Origin of the sequence: Bacteroides sp. AM16-13, assembly GCF_003602705.1 — a bacterium.
In the GTDB taxonomy this organism is placed as follows: domain Bacteria; phylum Bacteroidota; class Bacteroidia; order Bacteroidales; family Bacteroidaceae; genus Bacteroides; species Bacteroides xylanisolvens.
The window spans coordinates 26,001-47,807 of record NZ_QTLK01000008.1 but is presented as its reverse complement, the minus strand read 5'-3'; the positions used below and the strand labels follow the sequence as shown (position 1 = coordinate 47,807).

The window sequence follows — 21,807 nt, the reverse complement described above, 5'->3', positions numbered from 1 at the left end:
GTAAAAGAGAAGTTCCACATTCAATTAATATCAGAATATGAAAAAACTTTTTCTATTGATTTTCATGCTTGTAAATTGCATTGGTTTATATGCACAACAGGTAATGGAGACAAGTGAAGCATACAAGAAGGCGGATGAATTATTAAAGAAGCTGACAATTGAGGAAAAAGCGCTCATGGTTAGGGGCTATAATAAGTTTTTTATCAAAGGTTTTGAAGAAAAAGGAATACTTCCTGTTTATTTGTCGGATGCGACACAAGGGGTTAATATCCGGAATAATTTGCCTGATCCTAACGTTGTAAAGCAACTGGAACGTTCAACAGCTTTTCCTTCTCCCATTTTGCTAGCCTCAACATTTTCACCGGAGTTATCTTACCAATATGCTAAAGCTATTGGAGAAGAATGTAGAGCTGGAGGAATTGAGGTTTTGTTAGGTCCCGGATTAAATATCTATCGACAGTCTCAATGTGCCAGAAATTTTGAATATTTTGGAGAAGATCCCTATTTGGTATCTCAAATGGTCAGTCAATATGTGACCGGACTTCAAAGTACGGGTACAGCGGCATGTTTAAAGCATTTCTACGGGAATAATACTGAATTTTATCGTAAACGGAGTAATTCCATTATCGGAGAACGTGCTATGAATGAAATCTATTTGCCGGGTTTTAAAGCTGGGATAGATGCAGGAGCTATGTCTGTAATGACTTCTTATAATCAGATCGATGGCGAATGGGCAGGACAAAGTTCGTATGTAATAAAGAAGATTCTTAGAGAAAAGCTGGGATTTAAATGGTTGGTTATGAGTGACTGGAATTCTGTGTGGGATTTGGAAAAGGTTATTAAATCAGGTCAAAATCTGGAAATGCCGGGTTCATATAATTTTGGAGTATCAGTATTGGATTTATATCATGAAAAGAAAATAACAGAGAAGGATTTAGACGATATGATACGGCCCACTTTGGCTACTTGTGTTGCCATGGGATTTTATAGCAGGCCTAAGTATGACACGACTTTGTTAAGTAAATATCCTGAACATGAGCAAACTGCGAGGCGAGTTGCAGAAGAAGGTGTGGTATTACTTAAAAACAGGAATGAAATTTTACCGCTTGATCCTACAAAAAATAGAAAAATATTATTAACCGGTAAATTTGTATATGAAATACCTCGTGGCTATGGTGCGGCAGAAGTGATAGGGTATAATAATGTAAGTCTGATTGATGCTTTGCAGAAAGTCTTTGGGCGAACTGTATATTATATTGAAAAGCCTACTGTGGCAGAGATAAAAGAGGCTGATGTTGTTTTATTGAGTATGGGTACACGGGATAAAGAAGCCGTAGAACGTCCGTTTGCTTTACCTAGGGAAGACGAATCATTTATGCGCTATATCACTAAAAATAATCCTAACACTATTGCTATTATCAATACTGGGTCTGCGATTGATATGTCAGCATGGAACGAACAATTAGCAGCTTTGATTTATGGTTGGTATGGAGGACAATCTGGATTTGAAGCACTTACTGATATTATTATCGGAAAAGTAAATCCATCAGGAAAATTACCGATGACTATAGAAAGGTCATTTAAAGATTCACCGGCATGGGGATATTTGCCACAAGGGGCATCACTCTATAATGAGCTTAAAAATGAGCATCTTATTAATGTGTATGATGTTAATTATAAGGAAGATGTATTAGTTGGATATAGGTGGTATGATACAAAGAAGATAGAACCGCTTTATCCTTTTGGATATGGACTATCCTATACAACATTTGCTTTGACAAAACCACGATTATCATCTAACAAGATGAATGATAAACAGACTATAAAATGTTCTGTTACTCTTACGAATACAGGTAAGTGTGAAGGAGCTGAGGTGGTACAATTATATATCAAAGAGAACCAGCCAAGTGTATTACGTCCCGAAAAAGAACTAAAAAGATTTGAGAAAGTATCCTTGAAACCTGGGGAAAATCGAATCCTTGAGTTTATAATAACTTCCAAGGATTTAGCTTTTTGGGATGATCAGACACATAGTTGGAAAACAAATACTGGACAATATACAATTTTTCTAGGAACATCCTCCAGGCATATAAATCAAACTCTTTCTTTTATAAAAGAATAGGAATACTTTTAGGGCTACTTTGTGGATGCCGATGATAGAATTTGCCTTTAAGCATAAGTTAATAAAACTACAGTCTGATAATTATTTAGATTGTAGTTTTTTTGATAATATCTCATTCATTTATTATTTAATGGTGGAGTTGTCTTATTTATTTGGCCAATTCTGTATATTTGCAGACATATACTACAATATCATGAAAATTATATTTATTAATACACTTCGTATCCTGATGATTCTCGTGATTATGATTTCATGTGGAGTTGCCTATGTAGTATACGAAGATACATTGGCTGACTGGTGGATACCTGTTGGAGTGGCACTTATAATAGTGATAGCAACAATTCCTTTCTATAAAGGATGGATTTGGCTGACAACAATGGATAATAAAGTAATTAATTGTTGTTGCCATTTGGTTTGTGTCGGTGCTATCAGTTGTGTATTGTTTCTTGGGGGGAATTACTGGTTCGCCGATTCTGCTTCCACGCATGAAGAGAAAGTCATGGTACAGAAAAAATATATAGAAACACATAAGAAAACTCGTAGGGTCGGCAGACATCGTTATGTGTCGGATGGCGTTCGTAAAGAATATTATTTGCAGGTAGCTTTTGAAAATGGGAATGTAGAAACATTGCATGTATCTCCTTCTACTTATAATAAGACAAAGACAGGTCGGCCGAAGATTCTGACTTTGCAAAAGGGCTTATTTGGGTTGCCTGTAATTACCAAAGGACTTTAATGAAAGTCACACCACCTTTAGAATGGGTTATATATCCTTTAAAAGCGATGTGACTTTCATTAAAAGGTGAGGCAACTTCCAAAGTGGAAGTTGCGCAGCTTATCGTTAGATTAATCGTTAGCCTTCACATCTTTGTCGTTATTTTCTTCATTCATTCTTCTTTTCTTTTATTTTTCATCTTGCTAATTTTGCATTTAGTCTACAAATGGGACTCGTTCGTCTCATTTGAAAAATTAGTGCTGATCTCTGCCTTATCTTCGTGACGAAATTAAAACGGAATAAAATCATGAAGATGAATAAAACTAGATTATTAGAGAAAATATCTATTCAGTCGGGTGTCTCTTTAGATGAGTGTGGGACAGTGCTCAAAACTTTTGAAAAAGTTCTAAGTGAAGAACTTTCCCGTAAAATGTATCGTTATGGCGGATGGATCCTATTATTGATCGCTTTATTTGTGTCTGTAACAGTATTCAGCCAGACAACAGGACGGAAAGGACGTCCGATGCAGACCATCCGTGGGATTGTTATAGATGGAGACTCGAAGTTTCCGATACCGTATGCAACAGTAAAGCTATCTGAAAAAGAGGGGGCGGGTACGATAACAGACAGTCTTGGTCGTTTCAGTATACCGCAGGTTCCTGTCGGCCGACATACCGTAGAAGCTGCGTTTATGGGATATGAACCAGGCATTTTCAGAGAAATACTGGTGACCTCCGCCAAGGAAATATATTTGGAAATACCTTTGAAAGAAAGCGTGAACGAATTAAACGAAGTGATAATTCGTGCGCGGACGAACAAGGAAGAAGCAATGAATAAGATGGCTACTACCGGAGCACGTATGTTGAGTGTAGAAGAAGCGAGCCGTTATGCAGGTGGATTTGATGATCCCGCACGTTTGGTTTCCGCTTTTGCCGGAGTAGCTCCCAGCGTTTCTTCCAATGGAATTTCTATTCATGGCAATGCCCCACATCTGTTGCAATGGAGACTGGAGGATGTCGAAATTCCTAATCCGAATCACTTTGCGGACATCGCTACATTGGGTGGAGGAATCCTTTCCTCTCTAAGTTCACAAGTGCTTGGAAACTCTGATTTTTTCACCGGCGCATTTCCTGCCGAATATGGAAATGCCGTATCCGGAGTTTTTGACATGAAATTGCGTAACGGCAACAACCAAAAGAACGAAAATACCATTCAGGTGGGAATTATGGGAATCGACGTCGCTTCCGAAGGCCCTTTGAGCAAGAAACATAAAGCATCGTATATTTTCAATTACCGTTATTCTACAACCGGCCTTCTGAATCTTGAAGGAGGAACGATGGATTATCAGGACCTGAACCTCAAACTCAACTTTCCAACACAGAAAGCCGGAACGTTCTCTGTTTGGGGAACAAGCCTGATTGATAAGTTCACCAGTGATTTTGAAAAGAACACAGAGAAATGGGATTATTGGGGCGACCGCAGTGAATCAAGAGACAAGCAATATATGGCAGCCGGAGGTGTCAGCCATCGTTATTTCTTTAATAATGACGCATCATTGAAGACCACGATAGCCGCTACCTATTCGCAACTCGACGGAGGAGCAACCTTATTCAACCATTCGATGGAGTCTACTCCTTATATGGATCTTGATTCAAAATATACCAACCTGATATTTACCACTACCTTTAATCGTAAATTCAGTAACCGTTTTACGAACAAGACAGGATTCACCTATACCAATATGTTCTACAAAATGGATCTTTCCATTGCTCCTTATGAAGCCGAACCACTGGAAATTGTATCTCAAGGAAAAGGTAATACAAGTCTGATTTCAGCCTACAATAGTTCATCGGTGGGATTAACAGAGCGTTGGACTCTTAATGCCGGAATCTATGGACAGCTTCTGACTCTGAACAATAAATGGTCTGTAGAACCACGGGTTGGCTTGAAGTGGCAAGCTACTCCAAAAACAACCTTTGCGTTGGCTTATGGAATGTACAGTCGTATGGAAAAGATGGATGTATATTTTGTTAAAACGAAAAGTACAGGCAATCAATTCGTCAATAAAGATCTTGATTTTACAAAAGCACAGCACATTATGTTATCATTCGGTTACAAGATTTCTGATCGCATGAATCTGAAGATAGAACCATATATCCAGTTTTTGCATGATGTCCCAGTAATGGCGGATAGTTCTTACTCCGTACTTAACCGTTCTGATTTTTATGTGGAAGATGCGTTGGTCAATAAAGGAAGAGGACGCAATGTGGGAATAGACATTACCTTCGAACGTTTTTTGGAGAAAGGACTTTATTATATGATTTCGGGTTCCTGGTTTGATTCTCGTTACCGGGGTGGGGACGGTGTGTGGTATAACACGAAGTTTAACCGTAATTATGTGATAAACGGACTTATCGGTAAAGAATGGATGTTGGGAAGAAATAAACAGAATATACTTAGTGTCAACCTGAAACTAACCTTGCAAGGTGGTGATCGATATTCTCCGATTGACTTGGAGGCAACGATGAATCATCCGGATAAAGAAGTGCAATATGACGAAACGAAAGCTTTCTCAAAACAATATTCTCCTATGTTGATTGGTAATTATACTGTCAGTTATCGTATCAACAAGAGAAAAGTATCACATGAATTTGCAGTGAAAGGACTTAACTTTACGGGTGCTAAAGAACATTACGGTCATGAATATAATGTGAAAACTGGAAAAATAGATGTCAGCGACAATTCTACGATATTGACGAATGTGAGTTATAAACTTGAATTTTAGAGATACGGTATAGAGTCTAACCGGAAAAATGTTTTATCTTCGTCCCCAATAAAGCGTATGACAACTGAAACACTTGCAACAGGTAGTGAATCTACCTTTTTATATCGATTTCTCGTTAGTCCGGACTTACGATGGATGCGGTATTTGGTACTTATCCTGGTGCTGGGGACGATCTCTTTCAATCAGGTCTTTATTATCTTTTTGGATTATAAGGATATATTGGGCGGATGGATTTACACATTTACCTTTCTTTACCTGCTCACTTATGTAGCGGTTATCTACTTGAATCTTTTCCAACTCTTTCCGAAATATTTGTTGAAGAGACATTATCTGACCTATTTGTCATTGCTTTCTGCTGCGATGATCGTAGCTCTGTTGATACAGATGTCAATAGAATACATGGCATATTCCTATTGGCCGGAACTCCATGCGCGAGGTTCTTATTTTTCGATGCACATGGTAGTGGACTATATTTCTTCTTTTATGTTATCTACGCTGTGTATGATAGGAGGTACGATGACAGTTCTTCTGAAAGAGTGGATGATTAACAACCGGCGTGTTTCACAAATGGAGAAAGCCCATGTCGTTTCTGAAGTGGAACGGTTAAAAGAACAGATCAGCCCTGAACTTCTTTTTAAAACATTGCACCAATCGGGAGAATTAACGTTGAGTGAGCCGGAAACAGCCTCAAAGATGTTGATGAAGTTAAGCCAACTTCTCCGCTATCAGTTGTATGACTGCAATAGGGCCAAAGTCTTGCTTAGTAGCGAAATTACATTTCTTACTAATTACCTGACATTGGAACAGACCTCCCGACCACAATTTTACTATGAATTTACTTCCGAAGGCGAAGTGAATAGAATGTTGGTACCACCTTTGCTTTTCATCCCTTTTGTACAATATATAGTCAAAGCAATAGACGAGCAACAGATACAGCCTCCTGTTTCATTGAAAACTCATTTGAAAGCGGAAAAGGGTACGATTATTTTCGCTTGCGCTTGTCCTGAAGTAAATCTCTTGTCGTCCGATAAAGGGCTGGAAAGAATCAGACAAAGATTGGATATTTTGTATGGAAGCCGTTACAGATTGTCATTGGCTGTCGGCAGTATATGGCTGGAACTGAAAGGAGGTGAGTCATGAGTATGGATACCAATCATGGTAATGACTTCAATAAAAATACCACTGACAGAAACATGAATGATAAAAGTGTCACAGCCTTTCTATTGAGTCCCCGTTATCGGATATACAGGCATTTGCTGCTGCAATTGGTTGTTGTTTTGATAACAATCAATGTCCTTTGGTATGAGCCTTTACAAACAGTCTCCTTTGGGAGGCGACTGGGCGGATGTCTGGCATATTTTGCTTCTATGAATATGGTGATATATATAAACCTGTATGTATTGGTTCCTTATTTCCTGTTGAAGAATCGTTGGGGTAGTTATGTGTTGATGGCAGTCATTACAAATATAGCAGTCATTACTTTTCTTTCAGTTACCCAAGGTTTGCTTTTTGAAGTGATTCTGCCCGGAAAAGATCCCAATGGTTTTGCCACTTTTATCAATGCTTTTTCGGGCATACTGACCATTGGCTTTGTCATGGCAGGCTCTGCAGCTATCTCATTGTTCATGCATTGGCTACGCTATAACCTGCGTATTGATGAACTGGAATCCACGACTTTACAATCGGAACTGAAGTTTCTTAAAAATCAGATTAATCCGCATTTTCTTTTTAATATGCTGAATAATGCCAATGTCCTGATAAAGAGAAATCCGGAAGAAGCATCCAAAGTACTTTTCAAATTAGAAGATTTACTGCGCTATCAGATAAATGACAGCTCGCGAGAAAGAGTCTCGTTAGCATCGGATATTCATTTCTTAAATGATTATCTGAATCTGGAAAAGATCCGTCGTGATAATTTTCAGTTTACGATGGAGGAATATGGAAAGACAGATTCCATTTGGATTCAGCCGTTATTGTTTATTCCTTTTGTGGAGAATGCGGTAAAGCATAGTTTTGACAGCGAGCATCCTTCGTATGTGCACGTTTCTTTTAAGGTTGATAATGATAGATTAGAGTTTCGATGCGAGAATTCCACACCGGAAGTTGCCGTTAGTAAAGGGAAAGTCGGAGGGATAGGACTTGTGAATATTCAACGCAGATTGGGGCTGTTGTATCCCGGTCGGTATGAACTGAAGCAGATAGAGAATGAAAATAAATATACTGTAATTTTAAGTATAATATTATGAATTGTATTATTGTAGACGATGAACCATTGGCACGTGAAGCCATGAAGCTATTGATAGAAGAATCGAATAACCTTCAATTAATCGGGAGTTTTAATAGTGCGTCCACTGCTTCCGATTTCATGGAGCAACATGTGACTGATTTGGTTTTTCTTGACATTCAGATGCCAGGGATTACAGGAATTGAGTTTGCACGTACGATTTCAAAGAAAACACTGGTCATTTTTACCACAGCCTACACAGAGTATGCACTGGACAGTTACGAAGTGGATGCGATAGATTATTTGATTAAGCCTGTTGAAGCGGAGCGTTTTCAAAAAGCTGTGGATAAGGCTTTGTCTTACCATTCTTTGTTACTGAAAGAAGAGAAAGAAGCCATCGGAACAGTGGTTACTGCCGACTATTTTTTTGTGAAAGCAGAACGCCGGTATTTCAAAGTCAACTTCTCCGATATTCTCTTCATTGAAGGATTAAAAGATTATGTTATTCTTCAACTTGGCGATCAACGTATTATCACCCGTATGAGTTTGAAAGCCATATTCGATTTGTTACCCAAATCAACTTTTCTGCGGGTGAATAAGTCATATATTGTCAATACCGGTCACATCGAATCATTTGATAATAATGATATATTCATAAAATCGTATGAAATAGCTATCGGTAATAGTTACCGCGACGATTTCTTTGAGGGGTTTGTGATGAAACAAAGAGTGTGAGATCGTGATGTAGTATTATTCAATGTTTCTGCATTTTTTCAATTTGAAATATAAATAAGAAGATAAAGTGAAGTGCGAATATATGCAAATATGTTTGTTCTTATCATTTGGCATACATAAACAGCCCTCTATCCATCTTCAAAAGACGAATAGAGGGCAGTTGCCATGACGAGAAAAAAGTCGAAGTCTATTGCTTTGCTTCGTTATTTTGTTTCAGAAGAAATTCATCAATTGCTTTTTTAAGCTGGTCTTTAGGCATAGCTCCCTGCATGATTCTCGGTTCCTCTTTCATCGGAATCATCAATAGGGTAGGGATGCTGCGGATACCGAATGCTGCTGCCAGCTCTTGTTCTTTGTCCACATCAATCTGATAGATGTCTACTTTGCCGCTATATTCTTTGCTAAGTTCTTCCAGAATCGGGTGCATCACTTTGCAGGGACCGCACCAGGTAGCATAGAAATCTACGATGGCAGGACGGCTGCCTTCAAATTTCCAATCGTTTGGATTGGCTTCATAGTTATATACCTTCTTTAAAAAATCTGCTTTATTTAATGCTACTACTTCCATTTTATTGTCCTCCTTTGTTGGTTCATTGCTTTTTTTATTTTCTCCGCTGTTTCCCGCGCAAGCCGTGGCTGCCAGTGTCAAGACGAAGACACTTAATAAGCTTTTTATCCGTTTCATATATTATCTTTCTTTTTGTTTTTATCTGATGCAAAGATAGACGATATAAAGGGACCATAAAATAGCAATTTGACAGAAATTCTTGGCAAAATTTCCCTCGGATAGTTATTGAACACTAAAATTTGTCTATTAATCTTTGGAAGATATAAAAATAAGCACTACTTTTGCCGCGATAAAATGAGTATTCACCCTTTAAAATTGATGGAAAGGGTATTAATTATGTTGGAGTTATAATATTTTCAAATTAGGACTAAGTTGTCTCGTCGGGAGGATGAGGCTTTGCAACTTATTATTTTTTATATTGAACTGATGGTTCTTACATTGACCGCAATTCTACTAACAGGCGGCAATGGTTGATTAGTCCTGCAATCACATTTATTATTTTTTAAATTAATCACTTCAATGCGGTGGGAGGGTATTTTATATCCGTATCCTAAGCATTGGTATCACGTGTATTGCATCGTCGTTTGCCGGTGAGGCTGACAGGGAATGTTGTATGCGAATGAAAAAAGAGTATGGGAATACGATTAAAAGATTTAAGTAAACTGGGATACCGGGATAATGTTGCCCGCAGTCTGGTAGTGGACATTGTGAGCAAACATTGCAAATATAACACGAAGGAACAGATTGAAATGACATTGAGCGATATACTCGAGCATCCCGAATCTTACAAAAACAATGAAATATGGAATAAGCTGGCCGAACGCCTTTCGCCGACTATAATAGCGAAAGAGTTTATAGCTTATGATTTACTGGATGAGCCGTTGATGTATAAAACCTATGGAGGTAAATTTATCGAGACGCTTGCCAAACAACAGATGAACCTGGCTATGCGCTTGCCCGTAACAGTGGGCGGAGCATTGATGCCTGACGCTCATGCCGGATACGGGTTGCCTATCGGTGGAGTGCTTGCTACGGATAATGCGGTGATTCCGTATGCCGTAGGAGTTGATATCGGCTGCCGGATGAGTTTGACAGTATTCGATGCCGGAGCAGATTTTCTGAAACGGTATGCCTATCAGATGAAAGAAGCCTTGAAAGATTTCACCCATTTCGGTATGGATGGCGGATTGGGTTTTGAGCAGGAACATGAAGTGTTGGATAGGGAGGAATTCCGTCTGACGCCTTTATTGAGGGATTTGCATGGAAAGGCCGTCCGTCAACTGGGGAGTTCCGGTGGTGGTAATCATTTTGTAGAGTTCGGCGAGATCACTCTGCAAGAAAAAAACGTGCTGAATCTTCCGGAAGGAAGTTACTTGGCGTTGCTGTCACATTCCGGTTCACGAGGATTGGGGGCTGCTATTGCAAAACATTACAGTCTGCTGGCACGTGAAGTGTGCAGGCTTCCCCGTGAAGCACAACATTTTGCCTGGCTGGATTTGAACACGGAAGAGGGACAGGAGTATTGGATGAGTATGAATCTGGCGGGTGATTATGCCCGTGCCTGTCATGAACGGATTCATTTGAATTTGGCGAAAGCCTTGGGGTTGAAGCCTCTCGCTAATGTCAATAACCATCATAACTTCGCTTGGAAAGAGGAAATAATACCGGGGCGTATGTCAATCGTTCATCGTAAAGGGGCTACTCCGGCGCAAAAGGGACAAGCGGGATTGATTCCCGGAAGTATGGCTACCCCGGGTTATCTGGTTTGTGGCAAAGGGGTGGAAGAAGCGTTGAATTCGGCTTCTCATGGAGCCGGCAGGGCAATGTCCCGCCAAAAGGCAAAAGATAGTTTTACGCAATCGGCTTTGAAGAAGTTACTGTCGCAAGCAGGAGTAACTTTGATTGGTGGGAGCGTGGAAGAAATGCCGTTGGCATACAAGGACATTGACAGAGTGATGTATACGCAGGAGACACTGGTGGAAGTGCAAGGCAAATTTATGCCTCGCATTGTACGAATGAATAAGGAATGATGCGATGAAAGAAAAAGTCTATTTACAAATTACTTCCGGCAGAGGACCTGCGGAATGTTGCCGGGTAGTGGCTTTAGTGCTGTTTAGCTGTGCAAAAAAGAATAAGTATTTAATTAAAAAAAAAGAAGAAGATGATATCAGAGAAATATGGTCGTACCTATCACTATCCGTTCTCTCCCGGAACGACTAGTGATGACCGAATTAATCATACGTATTGGGAAGATATCCAACGGATTAAGACATTGGTGCATACCGAGAAGTTGGATGGAGAGAATAATTGTTTGAGTCAGTGGGGTGTCTTTGCCCGTTCGCATGCGGCTCCCACCACTTCACCCTGGACGAGGCAACTGCGGGAACGTTGGGAATTGATAAAGAATGATTTGGGTGATATAGAAATCTTTGGAGAAAATCTATACGCCATACATTCTATTGAATATCAGCGATTAGAAATGCATTTTTATATCTTTGCGGTTCGTTGCATGGATCAATGGTTGTCATGGGAAGAAGTGAAGTTTTATGCAGCTTTATTTGACTTGCCTACTGTTCCGGAGTTGAAGATAGAACCTGTTTCCGGTTTAACGCCGGAGCTTTTAAAACAGGAAATCATTGATATGTCACAAGACCCGTCTGTTTTCGGTTCATGTGATCCGTGGACGAAAGTGGCTTGTACTCGTGAAGGAGTAGTCAGCCGCAATATCGAGGAATATCCGGTAAGCGAATTTGCGCATCATGTGTTTAAGTATGTGCGAAAAGGACACGTCAAAACAGATGAGCATTGGACGCGTAATTGGAAACGTGCCCCGCTTGTCTGGGAATTGAGTAATGAAAAGGAGAATAATGATGAATTGGAAATTGATAGAAGATAAATCGTGGTGCTCACTCGAACAGCAGTTCGAGTGGGTACGAGAAATGAATGTCGTCCCGCAGGATACTCGTTATCATGCGGAGGGAAGTGTGGCCGAGCATACCCGTATGGTGTTGGAAGCATTGCAGCAGTCTTCTGCTTATCAGACTCTCTGCACCTTGGAGAAAGAAATTATTTGGACATCTGCATTGTTGCATGATGTTGAAAAACGTTCGACTTCCGTGGATGAAGGAGAGGGGCGGGTATCTGCTAAAGGGCACGCCAGAAAAGGAGAGTACACTACCCGTACTATTTTATACCGGGATTGTCCTGCTCCGTTCCATATCCGGGAACAGATTGCGTCTTTAGTCCGGTATCACGGATTGCCTGTTTGGCTGATGGAGAAGTCGGATTCTGTAAAGAAACTCTGTGAAGCTTCTTTACGGGTAGATACTTCATTACTGAAAATGTTGGCTGAAGCTGATGTCAGAGGACGTATTTGTGAAGATAAGAATGGGTTGTTGGAAGCAGTGGAACTGTTTGAGATTTTCTGCCGTGAACAAGATTGTTGGAGTAAACCGAGAGAGTTTGCCACAGATTATGCACGCTTTCATTACTTCCATGCAGAAGGCAGTTATATTGATTATATCCCTCACGAACAGTTTAAATGTGAAGTGACGATGTTGTCAGGACTTCCGGGAATGGGGAAAGACTATTATATTCAGTCTGCTGGCATGGATATGCCGGTGGTGAGTTTGGATGCCATTCGTCGAAAGTACAAATTGAGTCCCACGGATAAGTCGGCGAATGGACGGGTAGTGCAAATGGCGAAGGAAGAAGCCAGGACGTATCTTCGCAAAGGACAGGATTTTGTTTGGAATGCTACTAACATAACCCGTCAGATGCGTGCCCAACTGATTGATCTGTTTGTTGATTATGGTGCAAAAGTGAAGATAGTCTATCTGGAACAGCCCTATCACACTTGGCGTCAACAAAATAAAAGCAGGGAATATGCACTTCCTGAATCTGTTTTGGATAAGATGTTGGATAAACTGGAGGTTCCTCAACTGACGGAAGCACATGAAGTGGTATATCATGTGGTATAAGTAACTTACAGAACCTATGCAGATAATGGACCAAATAGTTTCAAAATATGTTTCAAGCCTTGAAACAGTTCGTTTCTCGGTGTGAAACACTTTGTTTCAATGCTTGAAACGCTTTGTTTCCCGGTGTGAAACACTTTGTCCCAAGTAATGAAACAAAGTGGAACTACTGTTAACCGGAAATTTTCCAATGAGTAATTACGAGGCAGGTTGAAAGTAACCGTTTACCCTCCCACCTGTAACCATGATGAATAAGCGGTTTGAGCTAATAGGGAGAGGGTGTGAGGGTAAAGACATCGTAAACTTATTAGAGATATCTTTGGGGTAATCAACTGAAAATATAAACAATAATTCCGGTAATCGCCACATACACCAACGCATAAGGAATAGCCGCTTTCAGTATTTCACCTTCTTTTCCCTGTTGGTTTCCCGCAGAAGTAGCAATGGCAATACTTTGCGGAGAGATAATCTTACCACCTGTAGCACCTACTGTATTTGCAGCGGACAGCCAATCCGGGCTGACATGAATTTGCCCTGCAACACTTGCTTGCAACTTTCCGAAAAGGATATTGGAAGAGGTGTCGCTTCCGGTGATAAACGTTCCCAGACAACCGATGACCGGAGCAAACAGTGGATACAAACTTCCCGTAGCCGTAGCCAGTGCCGTGGCAATCACAGCAATCATTCCGGCACTATCCATAATTGTGGATAATCCCACAAGGCAGATCACGGTGATGAATGTTTTCTTTAATTGCTTCACTGTATTCCAAAGAACGATGAACAGGTCTTTTACTTTAGCTCCTTGAATTAATCCACCGATAAAAGTTCCGATGAAAAGCAATACCCCGGCATGAGTTAGCCAGGAAATGGTATAATTGACGGTGGAAGCATTGATGGGCAAACTGATTCGGGTTATCCAGTTATTCTCTAATGTATGACGCAATTCCGGGAAGAGGGGACTGGTCAGGATGATTAAAAATAGAATCAGTAAATAGATGCTCCATGCATTCAGTATATCTTTTGTTTTCAGATGGCTTTTCCGTGCTTTCTCTTCTTTAGAGGCAGTCAGTTTTCCATAAAGAACAATCACGATAATCGAAAGAATACTGCCGATAATGGCCGGAGATTCAGCACCCATATACTTGGCAGCCAGATATTGGCTGACTAAAGAGACTCCGCCTACTAATAAGGCAAGAAATATATTTTTGGGAAGCGATTTAAGTTTGGAGTCAGTAAGGAAAAGCAAAACCAGCGGAATCAGGAACATCAAAACGGATAACTGCAATACGACATTCGTGCTAAGATGCAATACATCCAAATTCGTTTCTTTGGCCAGCACCAATACCGGAGTTCCGATCGCTCCGAAAGCTGTGGCTACACTATTGGCAATCAAACTTACAGTTGCCGAAAAGATAGGCTTAAATCCCAGACTGATAAGAATGGCTGCCGGAATGGCAACTGCTGTCCCGAAGCCGGCCATTGCTTCCAGTAGTCCCCCGAATCCCCAAGTCAGTAATAACACCTGAATACTTTTATCGGTAGAAATAGAAGCGAATTGCTGTTTGATAATCTCCATCTTTTCTGTTTTCAACAATACGTTATAACTGAAAATAGCCATCAGGATAATGATTAAGATAGGAGAGACTGCTTTTAACGCCCCATATAAAAAGGAGTAAAACAGATTATTTACTGAAAAAGCGAAGCCGAAAATAGCAATCAGCATCGTCACGATCAGAGAAATGATACTACTTTTGTCACCCGGCATTTTAAAGAATGCCATTAATATAATCAACAGTAACACCGGAATAATAGCAAGGATCAAGGTCATAATTATCAGATTTAAAAAGTGGAACGTCGTTTATTATTGATATAACAAACAAACGTCCCACTTTGGTCGGGTGAATAAAAAAAAATTTCTGTTTATTTCATCTTCACGCTAAGAATTTGTTGTAATTGTTTTAAGTTGGCCAGCGCAGCTTCGTTACCTAGCTTTGCTGCCTGCTCAAATGCAGCCATGGCACGGTTAATATCCCCGTTAAGGAAATTGTAGACTCCGGTATTGTTGATGAACTCGGCAGTATTGTGGTCGGCTTTCTCCATAAACTTCACTGCTGCATTCAAGTCTTTTTGTGATAAAGCGACAGCTCCTGCATTCAGGTTGGCTACGGCATCAGTCGGATACATCCGCACGGCGATATCGAATACATTAACGAAGTCTTTGCTGCCTTTCGGATAGTTGTTGGCTACCTGATACATTTCGTTCAGACTAAGGTATTTCGGATTTTCCCGGATAATGATGCGGCCTTGTTCAACATCGAAGTTGACAACGGTATAGGTTTTATTAAAAATGATAAGCGATAAACAGAAAAGCGGGGAAGTTTGTTGTCGCAACCTGCAAAAAAAGCTCCCTAAATAAATGGATAAAGATGTTTTAAGGCATAAATGCTAACATTTTCCACACATGAGGCGTTCATTATATAAAAGTACTTTGTGTAATCAATATGACAATGATTTCATATATTACTGTTTATTTTTACACACACATACAACTTTAATAACTACAGCCTATGAAAGAGCTTATTAACAACCTGGAAGAACTGAACAGGAAAGCAGAAAAAGGCGGCGGAGACGCTCGCATTGAAAAACAACATTCTGTGGGCAAACTGACCGCCCGTGAACGCATCGATTTATTATTGGAGAAAGGTTCGTTTATCGAACTGGATAAGTTGGTAACCCATCGATGTACCGATTTCGGTATGGAAAAGCAGAAATTTGCCGGAGACGGGGTAGTGACGGGATATGGTATGATTGGCAAGCGCCTGGTTTATGTCTTTGCACAGGATTTCACCGTATTTGGTGGAGCTCTTTCGGAAACGCACGCTAAGAAAATTTGTAAAGTGATGGACATGGCTATGCAAATGGGAGCACCCATCATCGGATTGAATGACTCGGGCGGTGCACGAATTCAGGAAGGGGTACGTTCTTTGGCCGGATATGCCGAGATATTCCTGCGCAACTCTATGGCATCCGGAGTGATTCCGCAGATTAGCGCGATCATGGGCCCATGTGCCGGAGGTGCGGTTTATTCTCCTGCATTGACAGATTTTATCCTGATGGTGAAAAATTCCGGTTATATGTTTATTACAGGACCGGATGTGGTGAGAAGTGTGACACAGGAAGAAGTCACTAAAGAGGAACTCGGCGGAGTAGGCGTACACATGACAAAGTCCGGTGTAGCCCATCTTTCTGCGGAGAATGATATTGAGTGTATTAATTATATTCGTGAATTGATTTCCTATCTGCCGGGAAATAATATGGAAGAGCCTCCGTTTGTAGCTACAAACGATTCGCCGACCCGCCTGACTCCGGAACTGGCTAATTTGATTCCAACCAATCCGAATCAGCCGTATAATATAAAAGAAATGATTGAAGCAGTGGCTGATGATAATAGTTTCTTCGAACTTCAGGCAGAATATGCAGCGAATATTGTGACCGGCTATATCCGGCTGAATGGAAAAACAGTGGGAGTGGTGGCTAATCAGCCATTGGTACTTGCTGGTACACTGGATATTAACGCATCTGTCAAAGCTGGCCGTTTTGTCCGCTTCTGCGATGCTTTCAATATCCCCTTGTTGACACTGGTAGATGTGCCGGGATTCCTTCCGGGAATCGATCAGGAATATGGCGGAATTATCCGCAACGGGGCAAAATTGCTTTATGCTTATTGTGAGGCTACAGTGCCGAAAGTTACGGTTATCACCCGCAAAGCATACGGTGGCGCTTATGATGTGATGAGCTCCAAGCATATCCGTGGAGATGTCAATCTTGCTTTTCCTACTGCCGAAATAGCTGTGATGGGACCGGATGGAGCTGTGAATATTCTTTTCCGTAAGGATATAGATAAGGCCGGAAACCCCGAAGAAAAACGGAAAGAACTTCAGGATGATTATCGCGGGAAGTTTGCCAATCCTTACCGGGCGGCGGAATTGGGATATGTGGATGAAGTGATTGATCCGGCGGTAACCCGTTTGCGGTTGATTCGAAGTTTCGAGATGCTTGCCAACAAACGGCAGTCGAATCCTCCTAAGAAACATTCGAATCTTCCGCTTTAATAAGTTGAGAGTGGAGAGTTGAGAATGGAGAGTGTTCATTAAAAGAATAAAAAGATTATGATAAAGAAAATATTAGTAGCCAACCGCGGTGAAATAGCGATGCGAATCTTCCGTACCTGTCGGGTGATGAATATCTCGACGGTGGCTGTTTATACCCATGTAGACCGAGGAGCTTTGCACGTGCGTTATGCGGAAGAAGCCTATTGCATCTCCGAATCGCCTGAAGATACTTCTTACCTGAAGCCGGAATTGATATTATCCATTGCCAAAAAGACCGGAGCCGCTATTCATCCAGGATATGGTTTCTTGTCGGAGAATGCGGATTTTGCCCGTCGTTGTGAAGAAGAAGGAGTGATTTTTATCGGACCGAGTGCGGACATTATTTCCAAAATGGGAATCAAGACAGAAGCCCGTAAGATTATGCGTGAAGCAGGATTACCCATTGTTCCCGGAACCGAAACACCCGTGCAGGGAATTGATGAAGTGAAGAAGGTAGCCAACGAAGTGGGTTATCCCATTATGCTGAAAGCACTTGCGGGAGGTGGAGGAAAAGGAATGCGCTTGGTACGTACGGAAGAAGAAGTGGAAACGGCTCTTCGTTTGTCGCAATCCGAAGCAGGGACTTCTTTTGGCAATGATGCGGTATATATTGAGAAATACATCGAGAATCCCCATCATATCGAAGTTCAGATCATGGGAGATAAATATGGCAATGTGGTCCATCTTTACGAACGTGAATGTTCCATTCAGCGTCGTAACCAAAAAGTGATAGAGGAAAGTCCTTCTCCTTTTGTGAAAGAAGAGACGAGAAAGAAAATGTTGAAGGTTGCTGTGGAAGCCTGTAAGAAAATAGGATATTACAGTGCCGGGACATTGGAGTTTATGATGGATAAAGACCAAAACTTCTACTTCCTCGAAATGAACACCCGTTTGCAGGTAGAACATCCTGTGACGGAGGAATGTACGGGAGTTGATCTGGTTCGGGATATGATAACAGTTGCTGCCGGAAATCCGTTGCCTTATAAACAGGATGATATTCAGTTTAGCGGAGCAGCTATCGAATGTCGTATTTATGCGGAAGATCCGGAGAATAACTTCATGCCTTCTCCCGGGGTGATTACTGTTCGTGAAGCTCCCGAGGGGCGTAACCTGCGTCTTGACAGTGCCGCTTATGCAGGATTCGAAGTCTCTCTGCATTATGACCCGATGATTGCGAAACTCTGTTGTTGGGGACGTACCCGTGCTTCTGCCATATCCAATATGGCACGTGCTTTGCGCGAGTACAAGATTTTGGGAATTAAAACAACAATTCCTTTCCATCAACGTGTATTGAAGAATGCAGCTTTCCTGAAAGGCGAATATGATACAACGTTTATTGATACGCGCTTCGATAAGGAAGACCTGAAACGCCGTCAGAATACCGATCCGACAGTGGCTGTCATTGCTGCCGCAGTGAGACACTACGAGCGGGAGAAAGAAGCGGCTTCCCGTGCCACAACGCTTCCGGTAGTAGGCGAATCACTCTGGAAGTATTATGGTAAGTTGCAGATGACTGCTAATAATTATTGATTTGACACTAAAAAATAACAGAACAGATTATGGGTACAACATTAGCTACATATTACGCCAAGCTCCAGGACATGCCGGATAGTGAATATAAGGTGGAAATACTGGAGGACGGACCAATCAAGAAGATTGCAGTCAATGGTAAGATATATGAGGTCGATTATAACATGGGTGGCGACTCTATCCATTCGATCATCATCGATCACCACTCGCATGGAGTGCAGATTTCTCCCTCTTCCAATAATTCATATACAATCATGAATAAAGGGGAGCTTTATCAGATTGAATTGCAGGGAGAAATGGAGAAGATACATAATGCCCGCACTGCTGCCGAGTCTGTGGGACGTCAGGTAGTACAGGCACCGATGCCGGGAGTAATACTGAAGACGTATGTAAAGAAAGGAGACAGTGTGAAACGTGGCGATCCGCTTTGCGTATTGGTGGCAATGAAGATGGAGAATGAGATACGTTCGGTGACGGATGGAGTAGTCAAAGAGGTGTTTGTGGAAGATGGCATGAAGGTGGCATTGAACGACCGGATCATGGTAATTGAATGATTTTCAAAAAAAAACTAGCTTTTGCGTACTTATCTTCAAAAAAATATTTACTTTTGGCAGATAAGTACGCATTTATTCTGATATATCATGAACACCGAACAAAACCAAAAAGCACTATTAGAACAGCTGGAAGCGCTAAAGAAAGAAAATGAGCAGCTCAAAAAGGAGCTTTCTATTCTTAGGAATGAGAATATAAGTAATCGTCCCGTTAGTTTCAAAGAAAAATATGCTGTCAGGATTCTGGACTCTTTGCCGGATATGCTGACTGTCTTCAATCAGAACGAAGTAGGCATTGAAGTTGTTTCCAATGAAGAAACCAATCATGTCGGGATATCAAACAAAGATTTTAAGGGAATGTATATGCGGGAAATGGTTCCACCGGAAGCATATCAGAATATTCACTCCAATATGCGTCAGGCTGTCAGCACGGGAGCTGTTTCAACCGCCCATCATGAATTGGATTTTAATGGTGAACATCATCATTACGAAAATCGTATCTTTCCGTTGGATGAAGAGTATGTATTGATTATGTGTCGTGATATAACGGAGCGGGTGACCACGCAAAGGCAACTGGAGGTTTTCAAGAGTGTACTCGATAAAGTGAGTGACAGCATTCTTGCCGTATCGGAAGACGGGACATTGGTTTATGCAAATAAGCAATTTATAGAAGAATACGGAGTTACCCAACAGATGGGTACCCAAAAGATATATGATCTGCCCGTCTCTATGACAACAAAGGAGGCGTGGGAAAGACGTCTTCAGGAAATACGTGACAATGATGGCACTTTTGCTTATCGTGCTGCCTATATGCGGAAAGGTGAAGATAAAGAGCGGATGCATCAGGTGTCTACATTTCTGATTCGTGAGAATAATGAAGAACTGACTTGGTTCTTTACACAGGATATTACTGATGTTATAAAGAAACAGGATGAACTTCGCGAACTAAATCTATTGCTGGATGGTATTTTGAATAATATCCCAGTCTATTTGTTTGTGAAAGACCCGGAAAATGATTTTAGGTATTTGTATTGGAACAAAGCATTTGCCGACCATTCAGGTATCCCGGCGTCTAAAGCGATCGGACATACGGACTATGAAGTATTTCCGAGTCATGGAGACGCAGAGAAATTCCGTAAGGATGATTTGGAATTACTTCAGACCCATAAGCGTATTGATATGCAGGAAACGTATCTTTCCGCCACCGGGAAAGCGCGTATTGTACAGACATTAAAGGCGCTTGTGCCGATGGAAGGACGCAAACCGTTGCTGATTGGTATCTCTTGGGATATTACTAATCTTCAGAATATTGAGCAGGAACTGATAAAGGCAAGGATTAAGGCGGAGCAATCCGACCGATTGAAAAGTGCTTTCCTTGCTAATATGAGCCATGAGATCCGGACACCCCTGAATGCAATTGTAGGATTCTCTCAATTATTGCCTGCTGCCGAAACTGCTGAAGAGAAAAAGCTCTATTCGGGTATTATCAATCAGAATTCGGATATTTTGTTGCAACTGATTAATGATATTCTGGATTTATCGAAGATAGAAGCCGGGACACTGGAATATATCAAGCGTCCAATGAATCTGGGAGAAGTTTGCCGGACAATTTATGCTGTTCATAAAGAACGTGTGAAAGAAGGGGTAACTCTTGTTTTTGATAATGTGGATGAGAATTTATTCATTGAGGGAGATCAGAATCGTATCATGCAGGTGATAACGAATTTCCTGACTAATGCGAGTAAATTTACGTATGCAGGAGAGATTCGTTTGGGTTTTGAGCGGACGGATAAAAATATTCGTGTATATGTGAAGGATACAGGAATAGGAATAGAGCCGGAAAAAGTAGACCATGTCTTTGAGCGTTTTGTCAAACTGAACTCTTTTGCTCAAGGCACAGGATTAGGGCTATCTATCTGTCAGATGATTATCGAAAAGATCGGTGGAGAAATAGGGGTGACTTCTGAATTGGGTAAAGGCTCTACGTTCTATTTCACGATTCCTTATGAAGAAGCCGGAGAACTCGGCGAAATCTTTAAAATGTCAAAGACGGAATCTAAAGGAAATACTGTAAATCGTGTGCAACAGATCAAAAAGATTTTGGTAGCGGAAGATGTAGAAAGTAATTTCATCCTGCTGAAGAATCTGATCGGCAGGGAATATACATTGCTTTGGGCTAAGGATGGGGTGGAAGCCATTGAAATGTATAAGCAGTATCAACCGGACTTAATTCTGATGGATATAAAAATGCCACGCATGGATGGATTGGAAGCAACACATATCATTCGTTCTTATTCCAAAGATATTCCTATTATTGCTTTGACGGCTTATGCTTTTGAAACGGATAAAGAATTGGCTTTGGAGATGGGATGCAATGATTTTGTGACTAAACCGGTTTCGGAAAGAACTTTGAGAAAGGCTTTGGATAAATATTCGACTATTGTTTAAT

General features: G+C 41.0%; 15 protein-coding genes and 1 pseudogene. 13 read left to right on the top strand and 3 right to left on the bottom strand.

What is annotated here, in order from left to right:
* The first annotated feature begins 37 nt into the window (after positions 1-37).
* From DW173_RS08295 to DW173_RS08270, 6 genes are all read left to right on the top strand, one after another.
* On the top strand, positions 38-2,122 hold the full coding sequence (locus tag DW173_RS08295; protein WP_004314817.1) for a beta-glucosidase: 2,085 nt from the start codon (positions 38-40) through the stop codon (positions 2,120-2,122).
* A gap of 193 nt (positions 2,123-2,315) precedes the next feature.
* A complete protein-coding gene (locus DW173_RS08290; RefSeq protein WP_049703315.1) occupies positions 2,316-2,858 on the top strand; it encodes a hypothetical protein in 543 nt (180 codons plus the stop codon).
* A gap of 286 nt (positions 2,859-3,144) precedes the next feature.
* Positions 3,145-5,622: a TonB-dependent receptor gene (locus tag DW173_RS08285; protein WP_120144356.1), complete on the top strand. Its 2,478-nt coding sequence runs from the start codon at positions 3,145-3,147 to the stop codon at positions 5,620-5,622.
* Between the two features lie 57 nt (positions 5,623-5,679).
* On the top strand, positions 5,680-6,762 hold the full coding sequence (locus DW173_RS08280) for a sensor histidine kinase (RefSeq protein WP_009039901.1): 1,083 nt from the start codon (positions 5,680-5,682) through the stop codon (positions 6,760-6,762).
* The gene (locus DW173_RS08275) at positions 6,759-7,868 is read left to right on the top strand and encodes a sensor histidine kinase (protein WP_120144283.1); all 1,110 of its coding nucleotides are present in this window, start codon (positions 6,759-6,761) and stop codon (positions 7,866-7,868) included. Before DW173_RS08280 ends, DW173_RS08275 begins: the two co-directional genes overlap by 4 nt.
* On the top strand, positions 7,865-8,581 hold the full coding sequence (locus DW173_RS08270; protein WP_120144281.1) for a LytR/AlgR family response regulator transcription factor: 717 nt from the start codon (positions 7,865-7,867) through the stop codon (positions 8,579-8,581). The genes DW173_RS08275 and DW173_RS08270 overlap by 4 nt, the downstream gene beginning before the upstream one ends.
* 187 nt (positions 8,582-8,768) lie before the next feature.
* On the opposite strand, the gene trxA is transcribed toward DW173_RS08270, so the two are convergent.
* Positions 8,769-9,266 carry a thioredoxin gene (gene trxA, locus DW173_RS08265; protein WP_118219463.1) on the bottom strand — a complete coding sequence of 166 codons (498 nt, stop codon included), beginning with the start codon at positions 9,264-9,266 and terminating at the stop codon, positions 8,769-8,771.
* 515 nt (positions 9,267-9,781) lie between these two features.
* On the opposite strand from trxA, the gene DW173_RS08260 reads away from it, so the two are divergent.
* The 3 genes from DW173_RS08260 (at position 9,782) to DW173_RS08245 (ending at position 13,129) form a co-directional block, all read left to right on the top strand.
* Positions 9,782-11,179, top strand: coding sequence for an RtcB family protein (locus DW173_RS08260; RefSeq protein ID WP_118195370.1), 1,398 nt, complete (start codon positions 9,782-9,784; stop codon positions 11,177-11,179).
* A 131-nt stretch (positions 11,180-11,310) separates the two neighbouring features.
* Entirely contained in the window at positions 11,311-12,045 is a 735-nt protein-coding gene (locus tag DW173_RS08250; protein WP_120144279.1) for an RNA ligase family protein, read from the top strand.
* A complete protein-coding gene (locus tag DW173_RS08245) occupies positions 12,020-13,129 on the top strand; it encodes an AAA family ATPase (RefSeq protein WP_118195402.1) in 1,110 nt (369 codons plus the stop codon). Before DW173_RS08250 ends, DW173_RS08245 begins: the two co-directional genes overlap by 26 nt.
* A gap of 325 nt (positions 13,130-13,454) precedes the next feature.
* Here the strand turns inward: DW173_RS08245 and DW173_RS08240 are convergent, their stop codons facing one another.
* On the bottom strand, positions 13,455-14,954 hold the full coding sequence (locus DW173_RS08240; RefSeq protein WP_120144278.1) for an L-lactate permease: 1,500 nt from the start codon (positions 14,952-14,954) through the stop codon (positions 13,455-13,457).
* Between the two features lie 92 nt (positions 14,955-15,046).
* Positions 15,047-15,460: pseudogene (locus DW173_RS08235) on the bottom strand (tetratricopeptide repeat protein); the annotation flags it as partial.
* 233 nt (positions 15,461-15,693) lie between these two features.
* Between DW173_RS08235 and DW173_RS08230 the strand changes: the two are divergent.
* From DW173_RS08230 to DW173_RS08215, 4 genes are all read left to right on the top strand, one after another.
* A complete protein-coding gene (locus tag DW173_RS08230) occupies positions 15,694-17,238 on the top strand; it encodes an acyl-CoA carboxylase subunit beta (RefSeq protein ID WP_118219457.1) in 1,545 nt (514 codons plus the stop codon).
* Between the two features lie 57 nt (positions 17,239-17,295).
* Positions 17,296-18,807, top strand: coding sequence for an acetyl-CoA carboxylase biotin carboxylase subunit (gene accC, locus DW173_RS08225; RefSeq protein ID WP_008643568.1), 1,512 nt, complete (start codon positions 17,296-17,298; stop codon positions 18,805-18,807).
* A gap of 29 nt (positions 18,808-18,836) precedes the next feature.
* Positions 18,837-19,361 carry a biotin/lipoyl-containing protein gene (locus DW173_RS08220; RefSeq protein WP_118219455.1) on the top strand — a complete coding sequence of 175 codons (525 nt, stop codon included), beginning with the start codon at positions 18,837-18,839 and terminating at the stop codon, positions 19,359-19,361.
* 87 nt (positions 19,362-19,448) lie between these two features.
* Positions 19,449-21,806 (top strand): PAS domain-containing protein, encoded by a 2,358-nt coding sequence (locus DW173_RS08215; RefSeq protein ID WP_120144276.1) that lies wholly within the window; start codon positions 19,449-19,451, stop codon positions 21,804-21,806.
* Position 21,807 lies beyond the last annotated feature (1 nt).

Bases quoted from the DNA above. Each gene is read 5' to 3' on its own strand.
- DW173_RS08250 (WP_120144279.1), top strand. From the start codon at position 11,311: ATGATATCAGAGAAATATGGTCGTACCTATCACTATCCGTTCTCTCCC.
- DW173_RS08285 (WP_120144356.1), top strand. From the start codon at position 3,145: ATGAAGATGAATAAAACTAGATTATTAGAGAAAATATCTATTCAGTCG.
- DW173_RS08275 (WP_120144283.1), top strand. From the start codon at position 6,759: ATGAGTATGGATACCAATCATGGTAATGACTTCAATAAAAATACCACT.
- accC (WP_008643568.1), top strand. From the start codon at position 17,296: ATGATAAAGAAAATATTAGTAGCCAACCGCGGTGAAATAGCGATGCGA.
- DW173_RS08215 (WP_120144276.1), top strand. From the start codon at position 19,449: ATGAACACCGAACAAAACCAAAAAGCACTATTAGAACAGCTGGAAGCG.
- DW173_RS08290 (WP_049703315.1), top strand. From the start codon at position 2,316: ATGAAAATTATATTTATTAATACACTTCGTATCCTGATGATTCTCGTG.
- DW173_RS08220 (WP_118219455.1), top strand. From the start codon at position 18,837: ATGGGTACAACATTAGCTACATATTACGCCAAGCTCCAGGACATGCCG.
- trxA (WP_118219463.1), bottom strand. From the start codon at position 9,266: ATGAAACGGATAAAAAGCTTATTAAGTGTCTTCGTCTTGACACTGGCA.
- DW173_RS08260 (WP_118195370.1), top strand. From the start codon at position 9,782: ATGGGAATACGATTAAAAGATTTAAGTAAACTGGGATACCGGGATAAT.
- DW173_RS08240 (WP_120144278.1), bottom strand. From the start codon at position 14,954: ATGACCTTGATCCTTGCTATTATTCCGGTGTTACTGTTGATTATATTA.
- DW173_RS08270 (WP_120144281.1), top strand. From the start codon at position 7,865: ATGAATTGTATTATTGTAGACGATGAACCATTGGCACGTGAAGCCATG.
- DW173_RS08295 (WP_004314817.1), top strand. From the start codon at position 38: ATGAAAAAACTTTTTCTATTGATTTTCATGCTTGTAAATTGCATTGGT.
- DW173_RS08245 (WP_118195402.1), top strand. From the start codon at position 12,020: ATGAATTGGAAATTGATAGAAGATAAATCGTGGTGCTCACTCGAACAG.
- DW173_RS08280 (WP_009039901.1), top strand. From the start codon at position 5,680: ATGACAACTGAAACACTTGCAACAGGTAGTGAATCTACCTTTTTATAT.
- DW173_RS08230 (WP_118219457.1), top strand. From the start codon at position 15,694: ATGAAAGAGCTTATTAACAACCTGGAAGAACTGAACAGGAAAGCAGAA.